Annotated in this window: 21 protein-coding genes and 1 pseudogene; 16 read left to right on the top strand and 6 right to left on the bottom strand. The window is 71.9% G+C overall.

Annotation, left to right across the window (positions count from 1 at the left end; genetic code table 11):
• The first annotated feature begins 56 nt into the window (after positions 1 to 56).
• The 4 genes from ACFXDE_RS32080 to ACFXDE_RS32065 all read left to right on the top strand — a co-directional run bounded on the left by ACFXDE_RS32080 (position 57) and on the right by ACFXDE_RS32065 (position 3,583).
• Positions 57 to 1,370, top strand: coding sequence for an MFS transporter (locus ACFXDE_RS32080; RefSeq protein ID WP_380498105.1), 1,314 nt, complete (start codon positions 57 to 59; stop codon positions 1,368 to 1,370).
• A 22-nt stretch (positions 1,371 to 1,392) separates the two neighbouring features.
• Positions 1,393 to 1,920, top strand: a complete 528-nt coding sequence (locus tag ACFXDE_RS32075; protein ID WP_380498104.1) for a GNAT family N-acetyltransferase — start codon at positions 1,393 to 1,395, stop codon at positions 1,918 to 1,920.
• Between the two features lie 176 nt (positions 1,921 to 2,096).
• Entirely contained in the window at positions 2,097 to 2,441 is a 345-nt protein-coding gene (locus ACFXDE_RS32070; RefSeq protein ID WP_380498103.1) for a DUF4229 domain-containing protein, read from the top strand.
• Positions 2,442 to 2,473: 32 nt separating this feature from the next.
• Positions 2,474 to 3,583 (top strand): LacI family DNA-binding transcriptional regulator, encoded by a 1,110-nt coding sequence (locus ACFXDE_RS32065; protein WP_380498102.1) that lies wholly within the window; start codon positions 2,474 to 2,476, stop codon positions 3,581 to 3,583.
• 73 nt (positions 3,584 to 3,656) lie between these two features.
• Here the strand turns inward: ACFXDE_RS32065 and ACFXDE_RS32060 are convergent, their stop codons facing one another.
• Entirely contained in the window at positions 3,657 to 4,871 is a 1,215-nt protein-coding gene (locus ACFXDE_RS32060) for an MFS transporter (protein WP_380498101.1), read from the bottom strand.
• 431 nt (positions 4,872 to 5,302) lie between these two features.
• Between ACFXDE_RS32060 and ACFXDE_RS32055 the strand changes: the two genes are divergently transcribed.
• Complete coding sequence (locus ACFXDE_RS32055) at positions 5,303 to 6,643, top strand: dicarboxylate/amino acid:cation symporter (RefSeq protein ID WP_380498100.1); 1,341 nt, start codon at positions 5,303 to 5,305, stop codon at positions 6,641 to 6,643.
• Positions 6,644 to 7,159: 516 nt separating this feature from the next.
• Here the strand turns inward: ACFXDE_RS32055 and ACFXDE_RS32050 are convergent.
• Positions 7,160 to 7,677 (bottom strand): annotated as a pseudogene (locus ACFXDE_RS32050) (transcriptional regulator); the annotation flags it as partial.
• 239 nt (positions 7,678 to 7,916) lie between these two features.
• Positions 7,917 to 8,669: a hypothetical protein gene (locus ACFXDE_RS32045; RefSeq protein ID WP_380498099.1), complete on the bottom strand. Its 753-nt coding sequence runs from the start codon at positions 8,667 to 8,669 to the stop codon at positions 7,917 to 7,919.
• Between the two features lie 341 nt (positions 8,670 to 9,010).
• Between ACFXDE_RS32045 and ACFXDE_RS32040 the strand changes: the two genes are divergently transcribed.
• Positions 9,011 to 10,384, top strand: a complete 1,374-nt coding sequence (locus tag ACFXDE_RS32040; RefSeq protein WP_380498098.1) for a hypothetical protein — start codon at positions 9,011 to 9,013, stop codon at positions 10,382 to 10,384.
• A gap of 11 nt (positions 10,385 to 10,395) precedes the next feature.
• Here the strand turns inward: ACFXDE_RS32040 and ACFXDE_RS32035 are convergent, their stop codons facing one another.
• Both ACFXDE_RS32035 and ACFXDE_RS32030 read right to left on the bottom strand, forming a co-directional pair.
• Positions 10,396 to 11,427 carry a recombinase family protein gene (locus ACFXDE_RS32035; RefSeq protein ID WP_380498119.1) on the bottom strand — a complete coding sequence of 344 codons (1,032 nt, stop codon included), beginning with the start codon at positions 11,425 to 11,427 and terminating at the stop codon, positions 10,396 to 10,398.
• Positions 11,428 to 11,543: 116 nt separating this feature from the next.
• Positions 11,544 to 13,322: a glycoside hydrolase domain-containing protein gene (locus tag ACFXDE_RS32030; RefSeq protein WP_380498097.1), complete on the bottom strand. Its 1,779-nt coding sequence runs from the start codon at positions 13,320 to 13,322 to the stop codon at positions 11,544 to 11,546.
• Between the two features lie 440 nt (positions 13,323 to 13,762).
• Here ACFXDE_RS32030 and ACFXDE_RS32025 point away from each other — a divergent pair, with 440 nt between their 5' ends.
• Positions 13,763 to 13,945, top strand: coding sequence for a hypothetical protein (locus ACFXDE_RS32025; protein WP_380498096.1), 183 nt, complete (start codon positions 13,763 to 13,765; stop codon positions 13,943 to 13,945).
• 201 nt (positions 13,946 to 14,146) lie between these two features.
• Here ACFXDE_RS32025 and ACFXDE_RS32020 read toward each other — a convergent pair whose 3' ends face one another.
• Positions 14,147 to 14,350: a cold-shock protein gene (locus tag ACFXDE_RS32020; RefSeq protein ID WP_030060085.1), complete on the bottom strand. Its 204-nt coding sequence runs from the start codon at positions 14,348 to 14,350 to the stop codon at positions 14,147 to 14,149.
• A 321-nt stretch (positions 14,351 to 14,671) separates the two neighbouring features.
• Between ACFXDE_RS32020 and ACFXDE_RS32015 the strand changes: the two genes are divergently transcribed.
• The 9 genes from ACFXDE_RS32015 to ACFXDE_RS31975 all read left to right on the top strand — a co-directional run bounded on the left by ACFXDE_RS32015 (position 14,672) and on the right by ACFXDE_RS31975 (position 24,259).
• Entirely contained in the window at positions 14,672 to 15,568 is an 897-nt protein-coding gene (locus ACFXDE_RS32015; protein ID WP_380498095.1) for a menaquinone biosynthetic enzyme MqnA/MqnD family protein, read from the top strand.
• Between the two features lie 125 nt (positions 15,569 to 15,693).
• Positions 15,694 to 17,385 carry a protein kinase gene (locus ACFXDE_RS32010; protein ID WP_380498094.1) on the top strand — a complete coding sequence of 564 codons (1,692 nt, stop codon included), beginning with the start codon at positions 15,694 to 15,696 and terminating at the stop codon, positions 17,383 to 17,385.
• A gap of 185 nt (positions 17,386 to 17,570) precedes the next feature.
• A complete protein-coding gene (gene mqnC / locus ACFXDE_RS32005; protein WP_380439983.1) occupies positions 17,571 to 18,791 on the top strand; it encodes a cyclic dehypoxanthinyl futalosine synthase in 1,221 nt (406 codons plus the stop codon).
• Positions 18,792 to 18,861: 70 nt separating this feature from the next.
• Positions 18,862 to 19,530: a hypothetical protein gene (locus ACFXDE_RS32000; protein ID WP_380498093.1), complete on the top strand. Its 669-nt coding sequence runs from the start codon at positions 18,862 to 18,864 to the stop codon at positions 19,528 to 19,530.
• Positions 19,531 to 19,800: 270 nt separating this feature from the next.
• Positions 19,801 to 20,388 (top strand): hypothetical protein, encoded by a 588-nt coding sequence (locus tag ACFXDE_RS31995; protein WP_380498092.1) that lies wholly within the window; start codon positions 19,801 to 19,803, stop codon positions 20,386 to 20,388.
• Between the two features lie 151 nt (positions 20,389 to 20,539).
• The gene (locus tag ACFXDE_RS31990) at positions 20,540 to 21,241 is read left to right on the top strand and encodes a demethylmenaquinone methyltransferase (RefSeq protein ID WP_380439990.1); all 702 of its coding nucleotides are present in this window, start codon (positions 20,540 to 20,542) and stop codon (positions 21,239 to 21,241) included.
• A 185-nt stretch (positions 21,242 to 21,426) separates the two neighbouring features.
• Positions 21,427 to 22,737: a geranylgeranyl reductase family protein gene (locus tag ACFXDE_RS31985; protein ID WP_380439992.1), complete on the top strand. Its 1,311-nt coding sequence runs from the start codon at positions 21,427 to 21,429 to the stop codon at positions 22,735 to 22,737.
• Positions 22,738 to 22,849: 112 nt separating this feature from the next.
• A complete protein-coding gene (locus ACFXDE_RS31980; RefSeq protein WP_380498091.1) occupies positions 22,850 to 23,686 on the top strand; it encodes an LLM class flavin-dependent oxidoreductase in 837 nt (278 codons plus the stop codon).
• A 27-nt stretch (positions 23,687 to 23,713) separates the two neighbouring features.
• The gene (locus ACFXDE_RS31975; RefSeq protein ID WP_380498090.1) at positions 23,714 to 24,259 is read left to right on the top strand and encodes a nucleoside deaminase; all 546 of its coding nucleotides are present in this window, start codon (positions 23,714 to 23,716) and stop codon (positions 24,257 to 24,259) included.
• Positions 24,260 to 24,355 lie beyond the last annotated feature (96 nt).

The following is a 24,355-nucleotide window of genomic DNA, read 5'->3' as shown; positions in this document are numbered from 1 at the left end:
AAAGCTGGCATTCAGGCCACTCGTCGCCGTCCGGCCGCCCCGGGAGACTCGACCGCGTGACCGAACGCAACGTCCTCGCCCCCACCCCCTCCGCCGCCACACCCGCCCGCCCCGCCCGGCGCGTGCACTACGCCTGGGTGGTCGCCGGCGTCTCCCTCCTGGTGCTGCTCGGCTCGGCCGGCTTCCGCTCCACGCCCAGCCTGATGATGGACGCCCTGCACAACGAGTTCGGCTGGTCGCTCGGGACCATCTCCAGCGCCACCTCCGTCAACCTCACCCTCTACGGACTCACCGCCCCCTTCGCCGCCGCCCTGATGGACCGCTTCGGCGTGCGCCTGGTCGTCGTTTGCGCGCTGCTCGCCATCTCGGTCGGCTCCGGGCTCACCATGTTGATGCGTGAGCCGTGGCAACTGGTGCTCTGCTGGGGCGTGTTGGTCGGTCTCGGCAGCGGCTCGATGGCCGGCGCGTTCGCCACCACCATCACCGGCCGCTGGTTCCGCGCCCGCCAGGGCCTGGTCACCGGCGTGCTGACGGCCGCCGGCGCCGCGGGCAACCTGATCTTCCTTCCGGTCGGCGCCTGGCTGGTCGAACACCACGGCTGGCGCTCGGCGGTGGTCGTCGTCTCGCTCGCGGCCAGCGCGGTCGCCGTCCCGGTCCTGCTCCTGATGCGCGAGCGGCCCGCCGACATCGGCCTCCTGCCCTACGGTGCGACCGAGGCCCCGCCCGCCCCCGCCGCCGACGGCCGGGCGCTCGCCCGCACCCTGCGCGTGCTGCGCGACGCCGCCCGCACCCGGGCGTTCTGGCTGCTCGCCGGCTCCTTCGCGATCTGCGGCGCCACCACGGCCGGCCTGGTCGGCACCCACTTCATCCCGGCCGCCCACGACCACGGCATGCCCGTCACGACGGCGGCGAGCCTGCTCGCCACGATCGGCCTGTTCGACGTGGTCGGCACCATCGCCAGCGGCTGGTTCACCGACCGCGTCGACTCCCGCCTCCTGCTGGTCGTCTACTACGGGCTGCGCGGGATCTCCCTGCTCCTCCTGCCGCAGCTGCTGGCCGGCTCGCTGCAGCCGCCGATCCTCGCCTTCGTGATCTTCTACGGCCTGGACTGGGTGGCCACCGTGCCGCCGACCGTCGCCCTGTGCCGCCGGCACTTCGGCGAGGACGCGCCGATCGTCTTCGGCTGGGTGCTCGCCAGCCACCAGATCGGCGCGGCCGTGGTGGCCGGGCTGGCCGGCTTCGCCCGGGACGCGCTCGGCAACTACGACGCCACCTGGTACGGCGCGGGCGCCCTCTGCGCGATCGCCGTCGGCCTCTGCCTGGCGCTCCGCGGCACCCGTCCCGCTCGGCCCGTCCCCGCCCTGTCGTAACGACCGATTAGGCTCCGCACCCATGACGCTCACCTTCACCCTCGACCCGAAGCCCGACCCCGACCTGCGGGCCGCGATCGTCGGCCTGTGGACCGACGTCACCAACGCCGGCGGGGCCGTCGGCTTCGTGGCGCCGGTCACGGAGGACGACGTCTGGGACACCGCCGACCACCACTTCGCCGGACTCGCCCCCGTGGGGCCGGACCGCCTGCTCGTCGCCCACGAGACGGAGACCGGCCGGCTGGTCGGGGTGCTCTTCTTCGAGTCGATGCGCTTCAACCTCATGGAGCACTGGCGGATGCTCAAGCGCGTCATGGTGCACCCCGACACCCAGGGCCGCGGGTACGGCGTCGAGTTGATGGCCGAGGCCGAGCGGGCCGCCCGGGAGTGGGGGCTGGACGGCCTGCGGCTGACGGCGCGCGGCGGCCAGGGCCTGGAGCGGTTCTACGCCCGCTGCGGCTACCGCGAGGTCGGCCGGGTCCCCGGCGCGATCCGGGTCGCCCCGGGGGACGACCGCGACGACATCACCTTCTGGCTCGACCTGCGCTGACGGCCGGGCCCGGCCGGCGCCGACGCCCGCGCCGGGACGGCCGTCGGCACCCGCGCCGGCGGCCGTCCCGGACGGCCCGGAGCGGGGGACGGGCGACCCGTCCCCCGCTCCGCCCGTCGGGCATGCTTCACTGGGGGACCGGCCCCGACCCCCAGCGCAGTGAAGGACGTGCCCCAGTGAGCAGCAGCAACGGCCCCGCCAAGTCGCACGCCACGCTCCGCTACACCTCCCTGCGGGTCAGCATCTTCCTCGGCTGCCTGCTGGTGGCCCTCCTGCTCGGCCACTTCGGGGTCATCCCGGTCAGCGGCCAGACCGGCGTGATCTTCCTCTTCCTGCTGGCCGCGATCGCCTCCGCTCCGCTCAGCTACGTGCTGCTGAGCCGCCAGCGCGACGACATGTCGGCCCAGATCACCACCAAGGTCTCCGGGATGCGCAGCCGTACCGCCGATCGGATCGCCGCGCAGAACGCCGAGGAGGACGCGGCCGACGAGGCCGCCCGCGCCGCCGCCGCGCGGAACTGAGGCCGGACCGCCCCGGACCCGCTCCCGCCGCCGTGTCCGCCTCCGCCTCCGCCTCCGCCGATCTCCCGCAGACCCCCGAGCCGCAGACCCCCGCGCCGCACACCCCCGAGCCGCCGCCCGACGGCGCCGCCGGCACCTGGCCCGCCCCCGCGCGGCGGCCCACCGGCCGGGACGTCGCCCGGCTCGCCGGGGTCTCCCAGGCCACCGTCTCGCTCGTGTTCTCCGGCTCCGAAGCCGGCTCCCGGGTCTCCGACGCCACCCGCGAACGCGTCCGCGAGGCCGCCCGCAGCCTCGGCTACCGCCCCCAGGCGGCCGGCCGTCAGCTGCGCCTGGGCCGCAGCGGGATGATCCTGCTGGCCGTCCCCAACCTCCTCGGCCCGTTCTTCGGGCGCGTGCTGGAGGGCGTCCACGAGGAGGCCGGGCGGCACGGCCTGGCCGTCGTCGTCAGTTCGGGCTGGGGCAGCGCGACCCTCGCCGAGGCCGCCACCACCAGCCGCTTCGACGGCCTGCTGATCTGCTCCCCGGACGACAGCCAGCTCGGCGAGCTGCCCGCCGACACCCCCGCCGTCTTCCTGGACGCCGACCCGGGCACCGACCGCGCCCGGCCCACCATCGAGCTCGACGTCGCGGGCGGCATGCGGGCCGCGGTCGAGCACCTGGCCGCCCTCGGCCACCGCCGGATCGGCCGGCTGCGCTCGATCCACTCCGCCTACACCTTCCGGGTCCGGCAGGCCGCCTTCGAGCAGGCGGTGGCCGAACTCGGCCTGGACGTCGTCGAGTTGGGCGTCCGGCTGAACGAGGGACACCCGGCCGCCCGGAACGTCGCCCGCGGGATGCTGGAGCGGCCGGACGCACCGCGCGCGGTGATCTGCGACGACGACGTGGTGGCATCGGGGGTCTACCAGGCCGCCGCCGAGCTGGGCGTGCGGGTGCCCGACGACCTGTCCGTGGTCGGCATGGACAACGTCGCGGTCGCCGCCCTGCTCGCCCCGCCGCTGACCACCGTCGACCTGCCCGGCGAGGAGCTCGGCCGGGCCGGCACCGCCGCCCTGGCCGGCCTGTTGCGCGGCGAGCGGGTGGCCCCGCCGCCGCCGCTCGCGACCTCGCTCGTGCTGCGCTCGTCCACCGCCGCCGCCCGCTGACCGGCCGTGGCCCACGCATGACTGTGCCCGCCGGTCCAGACCTCCGGCGGGCACAGTCGTCTCTGGGGGCCGGTCAGCCCACGGGCACCGGCTGCGGCTGCGGCACCGGCGCGAGCGGCACCGCCCGGAACCACCGGCGCGCGCCGAACAGCAGCAGGCCGCCCAGCCCGATCCCGCCCGCCGCGCACAGCGCGACCGGCCGCAGCGAGCCCTCCGCGAGGTTCCCGGACACGGAGTAGCCGAGCGAGTTCCCGGTCGCGAACAGCGTCACCAGCCAGGCGAACGCCTCCGTCACCGTCCCGGTCGGCGCCAGCTCCGCGACCAGCACGAACGCCGCCGCCAGCAGCGGGGCCAGCACGATCCCCGACACGAACGCCAGCGCGGCCATCGGGTACGGCCCGGGCAGCACCACCAGCGGGAGGTAGGAGGCGGCCATCACCAGCGCCATCACCCACGTCCGGGTGCCCGTGCCGCTGCGCCACTTCACCGCCCCGTACGCGAGCGCGCCCAGCAGCCCGCCGAGCGCCGCCAGCGCCAGCAGCGTGCCGGCACCGCCGGGCAGGGCGCCCGCGTGGTGCTCGGCGTAGGCGATGAACAGCACGTTCTGCGCGCCGACCGCCCAGCCGGCCCCGGCCAGTCCGACCAGCAGCAGCACCAGGCCGGGGGAGCGCAGCGGGCCCAGCAGTCCGGCCGAGTGCTCGCGCGCCGGGGCTCGCCAGGCCCGTGCCGGCGCGGCGGTGGCGACGACCAGCGCGCCCGCGAGGCCCAGTCCGGCCGCCACCCACAGCGCCGCGACGGGGCTGAAGAGGCCGGCGATCCCGGCGACGGCCAGCGGCCCGGCGACGTAGAGGATCTGCTGCGAGGCGGAGTCGAAGGCGTAGGCGGTGTCCAGCTGTTCCTCCTCGACCACGGCCGGCCACAGCGAGCGCAGGCAGGGTTCGAGCGGGGGCATCGCGAGCCCGGCGATCGCGGCGCCAGCCGGCGCGGCGAGCACCGAGCCGGGCGCGAGGGCGAGCAGCGCGTACCCACCGCCCGCGACGACGGCGGAGGCGATCAGGACGCGGGGCTGCCCGGTGAGGTCGACGATCCGGCCGAGCACGGGCCCGCCGACGGCGGCCGCCAGGGCGTACACGGCGGTGGCCAGGCCGATCCGGCCGTACGGCGCGCCGGCCTCGCGCAGGGCGAGGGCGATGACCAGGGCGGTCATCCCGGCGGGCAGGCGGCCGAGCAGGGTGCCGAAGAGGAGGCGGCTGACGTGGGGGGCGCGGAGCAGGGCGAGATAGCCCATCGGCGGTTCTCCGGTGGGGCGTGCTGGAGCAGGGACGTTGTCAAGGTTATACGTATAACCGTCGGGCGGTCAATCGGGCCGGAGTGGCTGCCTGATGGTGCGTCGGGCTCGTTCGTGTCCGGATCTCGCTCTTGCGCCGCCCTGACCTCAAACAACTACTTTGAACATCTCAAACCTTTACTGCTAACGTGTCGCCCATGACCCCCTCGGACGCACCCCGGATGCACGGCCTGGGCACCCCGCCCACCGCCGCCCGCGCGTGCCGTCTGCCGGGAGCCGTGGACAGCCCGCGCCGTTGTCGCGCCGCCTGCTGTATTCCGGCGGCACGCCCCTGACCGGGGGCCGAGCCCTCACCGCCCGGCCCGCGCGCCGTGCCGCCGTCCCCGCCGCACCCCACCGTCAGCACCGCCCTCCCCCGGAGTCGCACCCCCATGTCCACAGCGCCCGAGGCGACCTCGTCGCCGTCCGTGCTCGCCCGCATCCGCAAGACGCCGTTCTGGGTGCAGATCGTCGCCGGCCTCGTGTTCGGCGTCGGCCTCGGCTACGTCGCCCGCGCCGGCGACGTCTCCTGGCTGGCCACCACCCTGGAGACCATCGGCAAGACCTTCGTCCAGCTGCTCAAGCTGGCCGTCCCGCCGCTGGTCTTCACCGCGATCGTGGTGAGCGTCGCCAACCTGCGCAATGTCACCAACGCGGCCCGCCTCGCCGTCCGCACCCTGCTCTGGTTCCTGATCACCTCGCTGATCGCCGTCGCCATCGGCCTCGGCCTCGGCCTGCTCACCGACCCGGGCAAGGGCACCAACCTCAGCACCGAGGGCCTCAAGGCGCCCAAGGGCGGCGGCACGTGGGTCGACTTCCTGACCGGCATCTTCCCGACCAACATCGTCACCGCGTTCACCGAGGTGAACGTGCTGCAGATCGTCTTCATGGCGGTCGTCGTCGGCGCCGCCGTCATCAAGCTCGGCACCAAGGCCGAGCCCGTCCTCAAGCTCAGCGAGTCGGTCCTGGAGCTGACCCAGACCGCCCTGTGGTGGGTCATCCGGCTCTCCCCGCTCGGCACCCTCGGCCTGATCGGCAAGTCCGTCGCCAAGTACGGCTGGGACCTGCTCAAGCCCTTCGCGACCCTCACCGCCGACATCTACGTCGGCTGCGCGCTGGTGCTGTTCGTCGTCTACTCGCTGCTGCTGAGGTTCGCCGGCGGCCTCAACCCGCTCAACTTCTACCGGGGCGCCTGGCCCGCCATCCAGCTGGCCTTCGTCTCCCGCTCCTCGGTCGGCACCCTGCCGGTCACCCGCCGCGTCACCGAGCGCCTCGGCGTCCCGAGCGAGTACGCGTCCTTCGCCGTCCCGTTCGGCGCCACCACCAAGATGGACGGCTGCGCCGCGATCTACCCGTCGATCGCCGCGATCTTCGTCGCGCAGGTCTACAACATCGACCTCGGCATCAAGGACTACATCCTGATCGCCTTCGTCTCGGTCATCGGCTCGGCCGCCACCGCGGGCCTCACCGGCGCGATCGTCATGCTGACCCTGACCCTCTCCACCCTGGGCCTGCCCCTGGAGGGCGTCGGCCTGCTGCTCGCCATCGACCCGATCCTCGACATGATGCGCACCGCGACGAACGTCGCCGGGCAGGCGCTGGTGCCGGTCATCGTGGCGGCGCGGGAGAAGACGCTCGACCTCGTCGCGTACAACAGCCCGGCCGGTGACCTGCTGAACGAGCCGGCCACCATCCCGGCGCAGGCCACAACGAAGGCTGCCGCTGCGGCCTGATTGGTTCAGAGAAGGGTCCTCTCCCGGCGCTGGGAGAGGACCCTTCTTGCATCCTCGGTGCCGTGTCTGCCCTGCGTGACAAGCGGTACCGGGCTTCTCTGTATGTCTGTGTGTGGGTGGACCGACGACCTGCCATGAGGGTGGTCCCTCGCAAGGAACATTTCGGCACAGACCTACCTCCGTCCCCACCAAGCGGCGAGGGCGGTGCCGCCAGCTGACACCGTCGTGATTAGCCATGCGGGAAACCCGCAGGTTGGAGGGCTGTTCTTGGACGCCTTGGCCGAAGCGGACGGAGGCTCCTCCATTTCGCGGCCTGCCGCAGTCCGAAAGGCAACCTCATCGACGAGTTGGCTGGTATCCCAGCGCAGATCGGCGCCAAGGTTGCCGCGGCGGCTGCAATCTCCTGCGTGTGGCATCTCATCTCCCCCGAGCTGGGTGCCGAAGCGTGGGAGGGCGAGCGCATTGAAACAGGCCCTCTCCCTGGTACGGGAGGGGGCCTGTTGTGTTTGGTGTTGATCAGGCTGCGAGCACCTCGCGTGCCCGCTCGTTGAAGTCGGCCACGAGAGTGTGGCGGCCGAACGGCACCATCTGCTGCTTGAGGTTCTGGACAGCCTCGACGGCGCGGGACGACTTCACCTGGCTGGTGAGCGTGAGGTCCGCAGGCCGGCCGCATGTGCAGCTTCGAGGTCCCGGCGCTGGAGGTGGGAGACGGCGAGAGCTGCTTGCGACACTGCTCCGCGGCGAGCTCGCTTCTGGGCCCTGGCGTGGTCGATCGACAGGCGGGCGTACCGCTCGGACTCGGCGGCGTCGCCGATGTCCTGGAACGTGTTGGCGTGCTCGCCGTTGAGGTAGGCCGGGTCGATGAACCGAGCCCACTCGGCCTCGTTGGCGAGCTGCGCGTTCTCGTAGGCCTTCTCCGATGCGACGACGGCGTGAGCCGCTGCACGCTTCTCGCCGAGCTTGGCGAGCGCGCGGCCTTCGAGGGCCCAGAGATCGGCGAGAAACGCGTCCGATTCGGGCGTTCGGGAGAGCCCGGCGGGTGAGCGGTCATGACTGCCCCGGCGAGTGATCCGGTGGCGGACTGGATCGCAGAGATCCTTTCGAGGTGGGTGCCCCCGGAGGACTACGACGCGCAGCTCTCCGGGGTCGTCGCCGGTTAGGTCACTGATCGTCGGCGGACGTCGGTTCCTCCGCCGGGGGCCGATGAGGATCGTTGAAACCGCGTCTGGCCGGAGTTCGGTGAACGGCCCCACCGGACGTCGTTCTCGTAGTGTCAGCTGCCGAGGCTCTCGGCGACGTGGATGAGTTCCGCGTCCGAGAGCCGTGGTGGGGCGCCGGTGGCGACGGTGAAGGTATAGGTCCCGTCCGACCACGTCAGTGAACGGGGACCGCCGTTGGGGTCCGGTTGCGTGATGGTCGCGGGGTGACCCTTGACTGTGGCGGCCTGGCCGTCCGGTGGCGTGCTGTTCCGGAGGCTCTGGCTGATCATCAGGTGCCCGTGTACGTCGGGCTCCGTGCCCAGTGTGTACCCGATGGCCCAGGCGGGGGTGTCGGTCGGCAGTGGGGACACACCGGGCAGGTAGACCATCTTGCCTGTGGGGGAGGGGTAGTAGTTCTCCGGCAGGAACGCGGGCCGGAGGAGGTTGCGCTCGTCGAAGTGTATGGCGGGCTTGCCGGTGGCGTCGTTCAGCGCCCTGGAACCGAGCGGCTTGTTCAGGTGGGCGGTGATCTGTCCGTAGCCGCCGGGGTCGCAGAAGCCCGGACGGGCCGTGTGCCGCAGGGAGACCTTCACTGCGTTGGCGGACTCGCGTACCACGAGTTCGGGCTGCTTTTCGCAGCCCCAGCCGATGCTGAGTGTCAGGGTCTGGCCGTCGGAGCTGGCCAGCAGTGGGTAGCCGGCCACGGGGCCTTCGTAGACCTTGGCTTCCGGGCCCCGGCTGATCCATGTGTTGATGGCGAACCCACCACCGAGAACGGCTATGGCAGCTATGGCGGTCAATCGATACCGTCGTCCGCGCTTCGACATCTGGCGGACGGTACTTTTCGTCACGGGCCCTCCCCGGCAGTCACGGCCATGCTTGCGGCACGGAGTGTGCGAAGTCAAGCAGGCTGAGAACCGGCACCTATTAGGCAGAACATCCATGGTGGCCCTATATCAATTGCGAAGAACCGGTAAAGGCTTTGCGGGCCGCGCCCGAAAAGCGCCATAAGGACGCTTGTGGGGCTTTTATTTGCGATGCGCCGAGCTTCGCCTGGCGATACCGTTCGGAGTGCAGCATCGTTCACGGAGAATAACTGCATCCATTTGGGGGGAACTGAATGGCTCAGAAAAATAATTCCGGTCGAACCTGGATAATTCTAGCCACTGTGCTGCTGGCGTCGGTGTCCGCAATCGCTCCGGCCATCGCCATATCGGGGGGTGATGCACCCACGGCGGCTCCGGCGCAGCCCGGCCAGTTGCCCAAGAAGAGGCCGTCGGCCGGTGGCATCAGCGCAGCCACACTGCGCGGAGCGGCGAAGCCTGAGGTCGTCGAGCTCATGAATAGGCAAGAAGCTCTGGACAGGGTCGTCGACCGCATCACCGCAGGGCAGGATGAACAGAACCGGGAGCGGATCCCGGGATTCTCTGAAGTCGAGGTAGACCCGGGCGCCAGCCGCATCACCTTGCATTGGAAGGGGGAGCTCCCGGAGGCGGTTCGCGGTGTCCTCCAAGACCTTCCGAAAGGTGTGAGCGTGCAGGTTGTGCCTGCTAAGTATTCCAAGGCAGAACTGCATGCAGCTCGTGAGAAGCTGTTGTCGAACGGCAAGCCGATCCCGCTCGCGGCGAAAAGGCCGAGCCACATCAACAGCATCGGGCCGTCGCTCGATGGGAGCGGCCTCGACCTCGGCTACGAGACGGACGACGAGCGAGCGCCACAGATGAGGGCAGTCCTTCCGGCGCTCTCCGCCGAAGAGCTGACGCCGCAGGTGGAAGCGATCGCATCTGCCATCGCCGGCGTGGAAGTCCACGCCCACCCCCAAGCGATGGTCAAGGACCTGACGCGAGGTGCAGACTTCGAGCCGTGGCTCGGCGGCGCCGGCATAAAGACCCCGGGCGGGACGATTTGTTCCACTGGCTTTGGGGTCTATAGTCCCTCGGCTCAGGAAAAGAACTTTGTCACCACCGCTTGGCACTGCGGCGCAGGCTCATACAGGACCTGGTACAGCGATCAGTACATGGGCTACGCCAACGAGGGAGACGGAAACGCTGCCGATGACACGATCGGCATCGTCCCGCGCGACAGTCAGGCATCGGGCTCGGGCGTCTATGGTGGCCCGTGGAATGACCCCAACGAGGCTGATTGGATTCCGGTTTCAGGTTACAGTGGTAACAATGTCGGCGACTACGTCTGCCACTCCGCCGCAAACTCGGGGGTGCACTGCGGCCTGAAAATCCTCCAGGTCGATCGGCAGATTCAAGGCCCCAATGGCGTCTGGCGCAAGTTCACTGATCAGGTCGTCCAGACCGGCTCGAACGACATCGCTTCTATCGACGGGGACAGTGGCGGACCTGTCATCGCGCCAGACGGAAGCAAGGTCCGAGCCCGCGGAACCATCACGTCGCTTGACAAGCAGACCAACTGCAACGGCCGGGTCGGTTCTGACTCCGGAACTCGACCGCCGACGTGCTTCAACGGAATGTGGTACGTCCCGATTTCCCAAACGCTCGCCGACATGGGATGGATCCTGAAGACAGGGTAACCCGCGGAGGATTAACCCGGCAGTCCAACGGATTCGGTGAAGCTGCTGATAGCCGATTTACAGCCAGTGCGGGGGCAGGTCATGAGCCTGCCCCCGCACGTCGCCGTTCCGGCGGCTGGAGCGCGGACCCCCATGTGGAGCGCTCGGCGTCCGACAGCCCGGCGAGCATGAGGCCGTGGAAGCTCCACAGAGCCGATCCTGGCACTCACTCCCGACATTCCGCGAGGGCGCAGCCGTGGCCCGGCATCACTGTTCACAGGAGTGCGACCATCGCGGATCCTCATCAGGGTCGCTGGCCAACCGGAATGACCCTGATCGAGTTTGCTGAGCGGGTGCGGGTGGACGCTGTCGCCGAGTGCCTGGCCCTTGTAGGTGATGATTCCGCCGACGCGCTCGGACCGGTACACGCGCTTGACCTTGTGGGGCGTCCACATGGTCCCGCTCGCTGACGACCGCGATCCCTTCTCGTTCCATGCGCGGGCCTCGTCGCCTGGCGTCTTACGGTCCATGAGCATCTCGTAGCCGAGCCTGATCAGCTTGACCTCCTCCGGCACGACCTGCTGGAACCCGGAGTCGGCCTCGAAGCCGAACACCCGGGGTCCGCCGGCGTGGGGCTTCCCCTTCTCCCGGCGCTGGAGAAGAGCGGAGTTGACCCGCTCCGCCATGCGTTCGGTTTCCTGCTGCGCGACCGCGCCCTTGATCGTGAGGATCATGCGGCCGGAGGCGCTGGGGGTGTCCTCGCCCTCGGTGGTGGCGAACGCGAACCCGTACTCCTTCTGCTCCTCCAGGAAGCTGGTCAGCTCGGTGATTCGTCGAGTGAGCCGGTCGATCGAGTAGACGACGATGGCGTCGATCACCCCGGAGCGGGCGTCCTTCATCATCTCGGTGTAGACGGGCCGGGGCTTCCGGCTGGTGGTGGACGCCGAGACGTCGTTCTCCGCGTAGATCCTCAGGACCGTCCACCCGAGGCGGTCACACAGTTCCCGGCAGGCCTTCTCCTGGCGCCGGATGCCGAGTTCCTGTCCCTTGCGATCCTTGCTGATGCGGACGTAGATGCCGGCCCGCGAAGCCTTGGGCGAACGGGCCCTCTCCCGCCTCGGGGAGAGGGCCCGTTCGCTGGGCGTGCGCCGCGTGGCGAGCTGCGTGCCCTACTGGGCGATCAGAACCACCGGCCGGTGACCGGGGTGTCGGTGGCAGCCCCGAAGCGGAGGCTGTAGAGCACCGAGCCGGAGTCGTAGAGTGCGCCGTAGAAGCTCGCCGTGCTGGGCCGGAAGACGCCGACCTTGTCGATCCCGCTCCCGTTCCAGTCGCCCTTGATCGGGACGTCGCCCTGAGCGCCGAACAGGACGGCGTGGTTGATGGCGACCGAGGTGTTGGAGTTGCTCAGGTAGAACGCGCAGTCGCCCGGCCGGTAGATCCCGACGGTGTCCTTGCCCGTGCCGCTCCAGTTCCCGACCATCGGAACGTCCCCGGGGTTGCCCAGCTTGATGGCGAAAGCCACCGTCTGGTTGTCGTTGGTCAGGTAGAACGCGGAGTCGCTCGGCCGGTAGACGCCGATGGTGTCCCGGCCCTGGCCGGTCCAGTCCCCGACCAGGGGGATGTCGCCGGGGCTGCCGAACGGGGCCGCGACGGCGACGGTCGCGTTGTCGTTGGTCAGGTAGAAGGCGGAGTCGCTCGGTCGGTAGACGCCGATGGTGTCCCGGCCCGGACCGCTCCAGTGGCCGGTGAGCGGAATGTCGTTCGGTGAGCCGAAGGTGACGGCTGCGGTGACGTTGCCGCTGCTGTCGGCCATCGCGAAGGTCTGGGCGCCCGGACGGTAGATACCCGCCAGGGTCGGCTTGCCGTTGGGCGTGGTGTTGACCTGGACGTCGAGGTAGTCGCGGTCGATGTTGATCGTGGCGCCGCCCCAGGTCTCGGTGACGTTGCCGTCGTACTGGTGGACGCGCTGGTGGTTGGCCCAGGCGGTGCTCGGGATCACCGGTTCGTTGACGTCCGCAGCGCCGTTCCACCGTGCGGTGAACAGCACGTCGGGCATGGTGTAACCCTTGCCGCTGCCACTGTTGTTGACCAGATCCGCGATGCCGGTGGAGGCACTGCTGTAGACACCGGAGTTGTAGCCCTGCGCGTGGAGTTCGGCGCTCCAGGCGGACAGGAACGGCTGAACCGTCGAAGAGTACGTCGCGACGTTGTAGGACTCCATGTCGTAGTACAGGACGCTCCCCGGGCCGAGACCGAGAGCCGCGGCGTTGGCCACGGCATCGTCGGCCGCGGCGGCGCCCTGACCGGCCGGCGCGGTGATCCTGGAGGCCTGGAGACCGACGTACACCGGCAGGAAGCGCCAACCGGCGGAGTACTGCTGCTGCATCCAGGACGCCGTCAGATTGGGCTGGCTGCAGGCTCGGCCGGCGCCCCCGATGTAGATGCCGAGGGCTTGGTAGGGCGAGTTGGCGCGCCAGGTGTTCATCGTGTTGGCGTCGGGTGCCGAACAGGCGTCGAAGCCCTTGCCCGTGTACTTGGTCGCATCGGCCGGCAGCGCGGGCGGGGTCGACGCAGTGGCGGCAGGAGACGATTGGACAGGTGCCGCCGCCGCGAACGACCGCTTGGTGGGCGGGGCGGCGAGCGGCTCCTTCGTTGCGTCGGCGGGGAAGCCGGCCGAGGAGAGGACCGACCGGACGAGCGCCTGGTCATCGTCGTAGACTCCGGTGGCCGTGATCCCTGGAGCGGTGGCGTGGACCCTCCGCTCGATCTCCGACACGGTCGTGGCCGACGCGGCGTCATCGGCGCCGGGCTCGACGAGCAGTGCCTCGGTGGTGCCCACCACGTGTGCGGGGCAGTCCTGGCGGGCCCCGGGGGTGCCGAGATAGACGGCGTGCCGGTCGAAACGCACGCAGGCCGTCGGATCGGCCGCGAGATCGATCACCGGCCAGTCGGCGGGCACGTGAAACGAGTGGCCGAGGTAGGAAACATCCTTGGTGGGCGTCGCCGGCGCGCTCGGATCGGCCTGCGCGGATCCCAGGCTGACGACGGACAGCGCCGTCGTCAGCCCGAGTGCGGTGAGTATTCGACGACGGGGACTGGTCAGTGTGGTGATGGGGTTCTCCCGTGGGAAGCGTCCCGGGCGGTGCCCGGTTCGGCGGCCAGGTCCCGCGCCCAGGCCGTGCGGCCGAAAGCGCGTCAGCACAGCATAGAAATCCCGGCTGACACGCCAGTAGCCGCTTACCCCTCGGGCGAACGTGGATCACTGAGTGCCCATCACCCGAATCTCCGGATACTGGGTGACGCCCTGACGGACGGGGCTGTTGCGTGACCCGTCGAACCGGCTCCGGGCCGACGTCCCTCGGGTGCCACGGGGGGAGACGAAGCACGGCCGGCCCAGCGGTGATCCCGGCCCAGGCCTTCGGGAACGTCGCCGGGCAGGCGCTGGTGCCGGTCATCGTGGCGGCGCGGGAGAAGGCGCTCGACCTCATGGCGTACAACAGCCCGGCCGGCGACCTGCTGGACGCCCGGGACTCCGCCGTGGTCCCGGCCCAGGCCGGGGCGAAGGCCGCCGCCGCGGCCTGACGCAGCCGACGGGGCCCGGCCCCCGCGCCCGACCGGCGCGAGGGCGGGCCTTCGCGCGTCCGTGGGCGGGGGTGGGGAAAAGGCAGGGGGCCCGCCGTGTGGCGGGCCCCCTTGGGTGTTGCTCTTGTGCTCATCGTGGCGGCCGTCGGGAGCCGCCTGCGGACCCGTGGGGTCCCGAGCGATCAGATCATCAGAGGATGGTCAGATAGCGGTGACGTTCTCCGCCTGCGGGCCCTTCGGACCCTGGGTGACGTCAAAGCTGACCGCCTGGTTCTCCTCCAGCGAGCGGAAGCCGCTCGCGTTGATGGCGGAGTAGTGGACGAAGACGTCGGGGCCGCCGCCCTCCTGGGCGATGAAGCCGAAGCCCTTCTCAGCGTTGAACCACTTGACGGTTCCCGTGGCCATGCCGTTCTCCTTGCGAGGCGTGTCGGGGGCCACACCGTGTGGCTCCCGGTCCGCTGCGCTGATCGCCCTGCCTCCGGACGAGTCCGAAGTTTTTCGATATTGCTGAAAAACTACAAAAAGCCTGCGGTTACATGCTCCGCAGGCTTCAAGTACTGCAAGGGGAATCAAACTGCAACTGAGGGCAACGCTAGCATGCGGTTGCGGTGACGACCAGGGGTGAACTGCGGTGCGCACGGCGCGTGTCGGGAGGGCGGGTGCGAGCCGTTCACGACACCGGGCATACGCTGCGGGGAGGCGCACGAAGAGCAAGGGAGCGGCGCAGTGGAGCACACCCCGGAGGAACGCACCCCGGTCAGGCCGAGGGTCGGACACATTCAGTTCCTGAACTGCGTACCCCTCTACTGGGGACTCGCCAGGACCGGCAATCTGCTCGACCTCGACCTCACCAAGGACACCCCCGAGAAGCTCAGCGACCAGCTGGTCGACGGCACGCTCGACATCGGCCCGATCACCTGCGTCGAATACCTGCGGCACGCCGACGAACTGCTCGTCCTGCCCGACATCGCGGTCGGCAGCGACGGCCCGGTGATGTCCTGCGTGATCGTCAGCAAGGTGCCGCTCGGCGACCTCGACGGCCGCCGGGTCGCCCTCGGCTCCACCAGCCGCACCTCCGTCCGGCTCGCCCGCCTGCTCCTGGAGGAGCGCGAGGGCGTCCGCCCCGAGTACTTCAGCTGCCCGCCCGACCTCGCCCAGATGCTCGCCGAGGCCGACGCCGCCGTCCTCATCGGCGACCCGGCGCTGCGCGCCCACCTCGGCCAGGCGGCCGACCTCGGGCTCACCGTCCACGACCTCGGCGCGATGTGGAAGGAGTGGACCGGGCTGCCCTTCGTCTTCGCCGTCTGGGCGGTGCGCCGCGACTTCGCCGCGCGCCGGCCCGAACTGACCGCCGCCGTCCACCGGGCCTTCCTGGAGTCCCGCGACCTGTCGCTGGTCGAGGCGGCCAAGGTCGCCGAGCAGGCCGCCCGCTGGGAGGCCTTCGGCGCCGACGTGCTGGAGCGGTACTTCAGCGAGGCGCTCGACTTCTCGCTCGGCGAGCGGCAGCTGGCCGGCGTCGCCGAGTTCGCCCGCCGGGTCGCGCACGACAGCGGCTTCGCGCCGGACGTCGCCGTGCGGCTGCTGGAGCCGGCGGCGGGCCTGGAACCCGCGGTGGTCGGCTGAGATCCTGAGGCACCGACGTCCCGGGAAGCCGGGGCCGGTACGGTCTGCTCCCGGGCGCGCGCGGTGCGGGCGTCCGGGAGCGGCCCGGTGGAGGGCCGTCCGTCGGCGAGGGGAGCGTGCGGGGGATGCAGGCACTGGGGTCGGACGACCCGCGCCAGGTGGGGGCCTACCGGCTGTTGCGCCGGCTCGGCGCCGGCGGCATGGGCCGGGTCTACCTCGGCCGGACGGCCGGCGGGCGCACCGTCGCCGTCAAGCTCGTGCGCGGCGAACTCGCCGACGACGCCGAGTTCCGCGCCCGCTTCCGGCAGGAGGTCGCGGCCGCACGCCGGGTCGGCGGCAGCTGGACCGCGCCCGTCCTGGACGCCGACACCGAGGGCGAACAGCCCTGGGTCGCCACCGGCTACGTCGCCGGGCCCGCGCTCGGCACCGCCGTCCGCGACGGCGGGCCGCTGCCCGAGGCCGCCGTGCGCGCCCTCGGCGTCGGGCTCGCCGAGGCGCTCGCCCACGTCCACGGCCTCGGCCTGGTGCACCGCGACGTGAAGCCGTCCAACGTGCTGCTCACCCTGGACGGCCCGCGGCTGATCGACTTCGGCATCGCCCGCGCCCTGGACGCCGCCGGCGGATTCACCCAGTCGGGTTACGTCGTCGGCTCGCCCGGCTTCATGTCGCCCGAACAGGCGAACGGACAGGGTGTCGGGCCGGCCGGTGACGTCTTCTCCCTCGGCGCGGTGCTCGCCTACGCGGCCACCGGCGTCCACCCCTTCGGCGAGGGCGTCAGCGCGGCCGTCCTCCTCTACCGCGTGCTGCACGAGCAGCCGGACGTCCCCGGGCTGAGCGGGCCGCTGCGCTCGATCGTCCTCGACTGCCTCGCCAAGGAGCCGTCCGACCGGCCCACTCCGCAGCAGCTCCGCGCCCGGCTCGACCCGGAGGGCACGGCGGCCCTGCGGTTGCGGCAGGGCGGCTGGCTGCCGCCGGCGCTCGCGGCGGGGGTGGGGCGCAGCGCGGTCGAACTGCTGGACCTGGAGGGGGAGTCGGGGGGCGCTCCGGCCGACGTGCCGCCGGCGGCCTGGGGGCCGGCCTCCGGGGCGGCTTCCGGGACGGGTGCCGGGGCGGGTGCCTGGGTGGAGCGGACGCCGACCTACGTGCCGCCGGCGCCCGGGGGAGGCTCCCGGCCGCGCCGCGCGGTGCTGGTCGCGGCCCTGGCGGCGGCGCTGGTGGTGCTCGCGGGCGGCGGGTACGGGACGTACCGGTGGCTGGACCCGGCGGCTCCCGCGGTGACGGCCACGAGCAGCGGTTCGCCCGCCGGCCCGTCCGGGAGCGGCAGCGCCGTGCCGGAGCCCGCGCCGACGCCGGACGGTCCGACCGCGGTAGCGAGCACCCCGAGCACCCCGGGCACTTCGAGCGGGCCGGGCACGCCGACCGGGCCGAACGCGGTGCCGGCCGCGTTCCTCGGCACCTGGACCGGGGACATGGCCACCGAAAAGGGCGTGCCCGCGGGCACCACCCGGCTCACCATCGGGCCGGCCGCGATCGGGCAGGAGAACACCACCAGCCAGAACGGCATGTCCGGCATCATCTCGATCAGCTGCGACGGCGTCTGGAAGCTGCGGGAGGCGGGCCCGAAGAAGCTCGTGTTCCAGTCCCGGCTGGTCCGCTCCAGCCTGCCCGGCGCGTGCTCCGGCGGCGCGTACACCGAGACGCTCACCCTGCAGGACGACGGGACGATCCGCTTCACCTCCGCCGACCCGGTGGCGGGCAACCCGGCCGGGACGATGCACCGCACGGGCGCGGCCCAGCCCGACGGCACCAGCCGGTGAACACGGGTGAACACGGGTGAACACCGGGGGACAGGAGGCGGGAAGGGGCCGGGCGGCGGGCTGGCGCAGGGGCCGGAATCGGCTGGCGTAGGCTGGTTCGGCCGTACCCGGAAACACCCGCGACCGGGACCGACGCGCTGAGAACAGCAGTACCCGAGCAGTCCCGAGAGAGAGAAGGCCGCCAGGTGTCCGAGCTCGCAGCGACCACCCTCGATGCGCCCAGCACCGACCTGCAGGCCGTGCTCGACCGCGCCGCCGCCGGCGGCCGGATCACCCCCGAGGAAGCGCTGGAGCTCTACCGCTCCGCGCCCCTGCACGCCCTCGGCTCGGCGGCCGACGCGGTGCGCCGCCGCCGCTACGCCGGCACCGAGCACATCGCGACCTACATCATCGAGCGCAACATCAACTACACGAACGTCTGCGTGACGGCGTGCAAGTTCTGCGCCTTCTACGTGCCGCCCAAGAGCGACAAGGGCTGGTCCCGCGAGCTCGACGAGATCCTGCGCCGCTGCGCCGAGACGGTCGAGCTGGGCGGCACCCAGATCATGTTCCAGGGCGGCCACCACCCGGACTACGGCGTCGAGTACTACGAGCGCGCGTTCTCGGCGATCAAGGCGGACTTCCCGCAGCTGGTGATCCACTCGCTGGGCGCCTCCGAGGTCGAGCACATGTCGCGGATCTCGGGCGTCTCGATCGAGGAGGCCATCACCCGGATCCATCAGGCGGGCCTGGACTCGTTCGCGGGCGCCGGCGCCGAGCTGCTGCCGGAGCGCCCGCGCAAGGCGATCGCGCCGCTGAAGGAGTCCGGCGAGCGCTGGCTGGAGATCATGGAGGCCGCGCACGGCCTCGGCGTGGAGTCCACCTCCACGATGCTGATGGGCACCGGCGAGACCAACGCCGAGCGGATCGAGCACCTGCGGATGATCCGCGACGTGCAGGACCGCACGGGCGGCTTCCGCGCGTTCATCCCCTACACCTACCAGCCGCAGAACAACCACCTGAAGGGCTCGACGCAGGCGACCGTCTTCGAGTACCTGCGGATGATCGCGATCGCGCGCCTCTTCCTCGACAACGTCGCCCACATCCAGGGCTCCTGGCTCACCACCGGCAAGGAGGCGGGCCAGCTGTCGCTGCACTACGGCGCGGACGACCTCGGCTCCGTGATGCTGGAGGAGAACGTCGTCTCGGCGGCCGGGGCCAAGCACCGCTCCAACCTGACCGAGCTGATCCACCTCATCCGGGCCGCCGACCGCGTCCCGGCGCAGCGCTCGACCACCTACGAGCACCTGCGGGTGCTGGACGACCCGGCGAACGACCCGGTCGACCCGCGCGTCGCCTCGCACATCGCCTCCACGGCGATCGAGGGCGGTACCGCGCACCCCGAGCTGAAGATCCTGGACAACTGAGCGCCGCCGCCGTAGTCGCCACGCCCACGCCCACGCCCGCCGCAGCCGTGCCGGGCGCCGTGGTGGCGCCGTGCTGACCCTGCACCGGGCGGGCTTCGTGCTGCCCGATCCGGCCGGCGCCGGCCCCGCGCCCGCGGGCAGCACCGTGCTCGTCGACGGCGCCGTGCTCGTCGACGGTGCGGTGCTGGTGCGCGGCGAACTCGTGGAGGCGGTGGGCCCGTTCGGCGAGCTCGCGGCGGCGCACCCGGGCGCCCGGGTGCGGGACTGGGGCGCGGCCGTGCTCACACCCGGGCTGCGCAACCCGTACGGGCACGGGCTGTTGGAGCGCGCCTACCACCCGGACCCGCGCGAGGGGACCGGCGCCGAGCCGGTGCCGGGCGGGCTGGACGCGGAGGGCGACGACGTGCGGTGCGGGGCGAGCGCCCGGCGCGGGCTGCAGCGGATGCTGGGGTTCGGGGTGACGGCGGTGGCCGGGCCCTTCGAGCGGGCGTCGGTGCGGACGGCGGTCGCGCGGTCCGGGCTGGCCGCGCTCGCTCCCGGGGGCGGCACGGGTGCCACCGATGGCCCGTTGGACCCGCTCGCCGTGCTGCCGCTCGCGCAGGCCGCGCACGGGCGGATCGCGGCCGGGGAACGGGCGGACTTCGCGGTGTTCGCGTGCGACGGGGACGTCCCGGCGCCGCTGCCGGGGGGCTGCCTGGCGACCGTGCTCGGCGGCCGGTTGGTGTACCGACGGCGCTGACGGCGCAGCCGGTGCGGGCCCCCGAACCGCCGTTGGCCCGCCGTCGGCCGGCCTTCGGGCCGACTTCCCTGCGGCACAAGGGACTTCCTTCGTGTGCGGCCGAACTCCGGCCCGCGTGGCGCCGGGTGATTGCCCCTTCGCCGTGACCTGAGGGCCCGCCAGCGGATACGATCCCGGACAGCTCACTCCGTACCCCCACCACACCACCGCCCGTGCCCGCGGGAGGCGGGGCCGCGTCCCCGGCCCCGACGCAAGCCAGGACAAGGAACCATGCGATCCGCGACCGTCCCCCCGCCGCGCACCCCGCGGTTGGGCCGTGGCTGGTACCTCGCCGCCGTGCTCAGTGCCGTGCTCGCCGTGGGCATGTGCCTGCTCGGCTGGCGCCAGGCCGACCAGGCCGACCGGATCGAGGCCCACCCGGTGCGGGTCGAGGGCGTCGTCACCCAGCTCCCGACCGGGGGCGGTTCCTACAGCGCCGTCAGCTACCGGGTCGGCGGCCAGCCGCACACGGCCGCCGCGCTGCCGCTCGCGGACGGCGCCAAGGTCGGTGACCAGGTCTGCCTGGAGCACGCCGCCGACGACGCGGGCGCGGTGCGGATCTGCGGCGACACCTACCCGCAGCCGGTCGGCGTCGGGCTGGCCCGGTACAGCGTGCCGGTGGCGGTCGCGCTCTTCCTGGTCTGCCTGTGGCGCATCCGCCGGCACCGGCGGGCGGTCGCCGTCCGCACCGGGCAGGGCCGGATCGCGACCACCGTCGCCTTCGCGACCGGGGCCCTGGCCGAGGGGATGCCGGCGATAACGGACGGCAAGCGCTCGCGCCGCAAGCGGCGTGCGGGCGGACGGCGCGCACTGCACTGACGGGGTGCGTCGGGAGGTGCGCCGACGGGCTCCCCGCGAGGTGCGTCGGGGGGCGTGCGGAGGGGCGCCTGTGAGCTCCGAGGGGCGCGGGCGGCGGGCGCTGCGCCGCCCCGTTGCTCCGGGCGCGGGCGCCAGGGTGAACAATGGGGGCGTGACCCGAGCCTCTCTGGACAAGCAGCCGCACGAAGTCGCCGCCATGTTCGACGACGTCGCGGCGAAGTACGACCGCACCAACGACGTGCTCTCCCTCGGCCAGGCCCGCGCCTGGCGCCGGGCGGTGGCCGAGGCGGTGGCCGCCGGACCCGGGGACCTCGTGCTCGACCTCGGTGCCGGTACCGGCACCTCCTCGCTGCCCTTCGCGGAGGCCGGCGCCAGGGTCGTCCCGTGCGACTTCTCCGTCGGCATGCTCGCCGAGGGCAAGCAGCGCCACCCCGAGCTGCCGCTCACCGCCGGCGACGCGACCCGGCTGCCGTTCGCGGACGACACCTTCGACTCGGTGACGATCTCCTTCGCGCTGCGCAACGTCCACGACACGGACGCGGCGCTGCGCGAGATGCACCGGGTCACCAAGCCCGGCGGCAAGCTCGTGCTGTGCGAGTTCTCCACGCCGACCTGGACGCCGTTCCGCACGGTCTACACCGAGTACCTGATGCGCGCCCTGCCGCCGGTCGCCACCGCGGTCAGCAGCAACCCCGACGCCTACGTGTACCTCGCCGAGTCGATCCGGGCCTGGCCGGACCAGCCCGCGATGGCGGCCCGGCTGCAGGAGGCCGGCTGGTCGAAGGTGGCCTGGCGGAACCTGACCGGCGGGATCGTCGCGCTGCACCGGGCGTACAAGACCGCCGCCGCGTAGCCGTCGTCCCTCCCCGCCCCCGTGAGCGGACCCGGTAAGCGGACCTAGACTGCCCGAGGCGGCAGCCGTCGTTCCGACCAGCCGTCGCCGTCGGTCCAGCCGTCGGTCCAGTCGTCATTTCAGCCGTCGGACCAGATCGTCGTTCCAGTCGTCGTTCCAGCCGTAGTTCCAGGAGAGTGCCCACCGTGTCCGAGACCGCAGCCGACCCGACGAAGCCGGACAGCACCGTCGAGAGCACGGCGGACGTCATCGTGGTCGGGGCGGGCCCGGCCGGTGCCACCACCGCGTACTACCTCGCGCAGGCCGGCCTGGACGTGCTGCTGCTGGAGAAGACCTCCTTCCCCCGCGAGAAGGTGTGCGGCGACGGCCTCACCCCGCGCGCCACCAAGCAGCTCGTGGACATGGGCATCGACGTCTCCACCGAGAACGGCTGGCTGCACAACAAGGGCCTGCGCATCGTCGGCGGCGGCGTGCGGCTGCAGCTCGACTGGCCCGAGCTGTCCTCCTTCCCCGACTACGGCCTGGTCCGCAAGCGCGCCGACTTCGACGAGCTGCTCGCCCGTCAGGCCGAGAAGGCCGGCGCCCGCCTGTACGAGCGCTGCAACGTCAGCGGCCCCGTGCTGGACGACCGCACCGGACGCATCGTCGGCGTCACCGCCAAGCTCGGCGAGGAGAAGCGGGAGGTGACCTTCCGCGCCCCGCTCGTCGTCGCCGCCGACGGCAACTCCACCCGGCTCTCCCTCGCCATGGGCCTGCACCGGCGCGAGGACCGGCCGATGGGCGTCGCCTACCGGACGTACTTCACCTCGCCGCGCCACGACGACGACTACCTGGAGTCCTGGCTGGAGCTGTGGGACACCCGCGGCGGCCAGCGCCGCCTGTTGCCCGGCTACGGCTGGATCTTCGGCATGGGCGACGGCACCTCCAACGTCGGCCTCGGCATCCTCAACTCCTCGCCCGCGTTCGGCGAGCTGGACTGGCGCGAGGTCCTCAAGGCCTGGTGCGCCGGCATGCCCGAGGAGTGGGGCTACACCCCCGAGAACATGACCGACCCGATCCGCGGCGCCGCACTGCCGATGGCCTTCAACCGGCAGCCGCACTACACCCGCGGGCTGCTGCTCGTCGGCGACGCCGGCGGCATGGTCAACCCGTTCAACGGCGAGGGCATCGCCTACGCGATGGAATCCGGCAAGATCGCCGCCGGCGTCATCGTCCAGGCCAACGCCCGCGTCACCGACGGCGGACGCGAGCGCGCGCTGCAGGCCTACCCGCGCATCCTCAAGGACGTCTACGGCGGCTACTACACGCTCGGCCGCGCCTTCGTGAAGCTCATCGGCAACCCGCAGGTCATGCAGATCGCCACCCAGCGCGGGCTCACCCACCCGATGCTGATGCGCTTCGTCCTCAAGCTCCTCGCCAACCTCACCGACCCCCAGGGCGGCGACGCCATGGACCGCGTCATCAACGGCCTCGCCAGGGTCGCGCCCAACGCCTGACGGACGGCCCCCGCGGGCGGACGGCACGCCACCGTCCGCCCGCGCCAACAAATTTGATCAAGCATCGCCAAGAACCGCCCGCGAGCGAAGGCCAATTGCTAGCCTGACAGCCATGCGGATAGGCGTGAACGTCCCCAACTTCGGTCCCGGAACGCACCCGGAGCACCTCGCCCAATGGGCCAAGACCGTCGAGGGCCTGGGCTTCGACCTCCTGATGGTCTCCGACCACGTCGCGGTCACCCCGGACGTCGCCAAACAGTATCCGGCGCCGTTCTTCGAGCCCTTCACCACGCTCTCCTGGCTCGCCGGCATCACCACCCGGGTCCAGCTGGGCACCACCGTCCTCATCGTGCCCTACCGCCACCCCCTGCTGATGGCCCGGATGGCCGCCAACCTGCAGCAACTCAGCGGCGGACGGCTGATCCTGGGCGTCGGCGTGGGCTGGGCCAAGGAGGAGTTCGCGGCGCTCGGCGTGCCCTTCGAACGCCGCGGCAAGCTGACCGACGAGTACCTGCGCACCATGCGGGCCGCCTGGGACGACGAGGCCGACTACGGCAGCGGGCAGATCCCGGTCTGGGTCGGCGGCAACAGCGACGCCGCGCTGCGCCGGGCCGTGCGCTTCGGCGCGCCCTGGCACCCGCTGCGGTTCACCATGCCGTGGTTCACGGAGGCGGTCGGCCGGTTGAAGACCATCGCCGACGAGGCGGGGCAGCCGGTGCCGGAGCTGGCGCCGCGCATCCTCCTGAAGCTCACCGACCGGCCCGTCGAAGGGCCCGACCGCAAGGCCGGCGAGGGCACCATCGAGCAGATCCTCGGCGACATCGAGCAGCTGCGCCTGACCGGCGCCGGCACCGTGCTGCTCGACCCCTACCTCGGCGACCCGGACGAGACGCTGCGGCCCGAGGTGGCGTGGCAGGCCCTGGCCACCGTCGCCGCGCACAGGTCCTGATCACCACCCCCTAGAGACGGAGTACCCGTGGCCAGCAACGCCCACGACCTGCACGAGAGCGACGTCGCCGGCGCCGCCGCCGTCACCGAGTCCGACCTGCCCTACCTGCGCCGCTGCGTGGAGCTGGCGACCGAGGCGGTGGAGGCCGGCGACTTCCCGTTCGGCTCCGTGCTCGTCTCGGCGGACGGCAAGATCCTCGCGGAGGACCGCAACCGCGAGTCCAGCACCGGGGACCCGACCCGCCACCCGGAGTTCGAGCTGGCCCGCTGGGGCGCGGTCAACCTGAGCCCCGAGGAGCGGGCGAAGGCGACCGTCTACACCTCCGGCGAGCACTGCCCGATGTGCGCGGCCGCGCACGGCTGGGCGGGCCTCGGCCGGATCGTCTACGTGAGCTCGACGCGGCAGTACCGCGGCTGGCTGGGCGAGTGGGGCGTGAAGATCACCTCGCCGCTGAACCCGCTGTCGGTGCGGGACGTCGTCCCCGGGCTGGAGGTGGCCGGCCCGTCGCTCGAACTGGCCGGTGAGGTACGCGAGTTGCAGCGCCGTTTCCGCGGCATCGACGCGGCGCTCTGAGCTTTCTCCGTTCTTCTCCGCCGCCACCGGATCCCGGTGGAGGCGGAGGTCTCCTCGGGGCCCGCGGCGGCTGGGCGAAACGGAACCGGGGCCGAC

Origin of the sequence: Kitasatospora sp. NPDC059408 (genome assembly GCF_042751525.1) — a bacterium.
In the GTDB taxonomy this organism is placed as follows: Bacteria; Actinomycetota; Actinomycetes; order Streptomycetales; family Streptomycetaceae; genus Kitasatospora.
Note: the sequence above shows the minus strand (reverse complement) of the source record. Positions and strands in the feature narration are given on the sequence as shown.

Coding starts and splice junctions, on each gene's coding strand:
- ACFXDE_RS32075 (WP_380498104.1), top strand. CDS start 1,393: ATGACGCTCACCTTCACCCTCGACCCGAAGCCCGACCCCGACCTGCGG.
- ACFXDE_RS32060 (WP_380498101.1), bottom strand. CDS start 4,871: ATGGGCTATCTCGCCCTGCTCCGCGCCCCCCACGTCAGCCGCCTCCTC.
- ACFXDE_RS32055 (WP_380498100.1), top strand. CDS start 5,303: ATGTCCACAGCGCCCGAGGCGACCTCGTCGCCGTCCGTGCTCGCCCGC.
- ACFXDE_RS32045 (WP_380498099.1), bottom strand. CDS start 8,669: ATGTCGAAGCGCGGACGACGGTATCGATTGACCGCCATAGCTGCCATA.
- ACFXDE_RS32020 (WP_030060085.1), bottom strand. CDS start 14,350: ATGGCCACGGGAACCGTCAAGTGGTTCAACGCTGAGAAGGGCTTCGGC.
- ACFXDE_RS32010 (WP_380498094.1), top strand. CDS start 15,694: ATGCAGGCACTGGGGTCGGACGACCCGCGCCAGGTGGGGGCCTACCGG.
- ACFXDE_RS31995 (WP_380498092.1), top strand. CDS start 19,801: ATGCGATCCGCGACCGTCCCCCCGCCGCGCACCCCGCGGTTGGGCCGT.
- ACFXDE_RS31980 (WP_380498091.1), top strand. CDS start 22,850: ATGCGGATAGGCGTGAACGTCCCCAACTTCGGTCCCGGAACGCACCCG.